Source organism: Pseudomonas sp. BJa3, from assembly GCF_026343815.1.
Classification (GTDB): Bacteria; Pseudomonadota; Gammaproteobacteria; order Pseudomonadales; family Pseudomonadaceae; genus Aquipseudomonas; species Aquipseudomonas soli.
This window is the reverse complement of record NZ_JAOXMC010000121.1, coordinates 1-279: the sequence shown is the minus strand read 5'-3', so window position 1 is coordinate 279 and position 279 is coordinate 1. Positions and strand designations below refer to the sequence as shown.

Here is a 279-nt window from a genome sequence, read left to right as displayed (position 1 = left end):
CTGACCCGACGCCCGGCGCGCCTGGTCACCGGCCTGGTCCTGCTAATCGCTCCCTGGGCCGTGGGCCTGGGCTACAAGGGTCACGCCTGGACCACCCCGGCCGGCGCACCGCTGAAGGTCGCCGCGTTGCAGGGCAACATCGCCCAGGAAATGAAGTGGGACCCGAAGGCCATCACCCACCAGTTGGAGCTGTACCGCGACCTGACCGCCGAGCAGAACGACGTCGACCTGATCGTCTGGCCGGAAACCGCCGTGCCGGTGCTCAAGGACCAGGCCACC

General features: G+C 69.2%; 1 pseudogene. It reads left to right on the top strand.

The annotated features are described in order from the left end of the window. Positions 1-279 (top strand): annotated as a pseudogene (locus tag OH705_RS27125) (apolipoprotein N-acyltransferase); the annotation flags it as partial.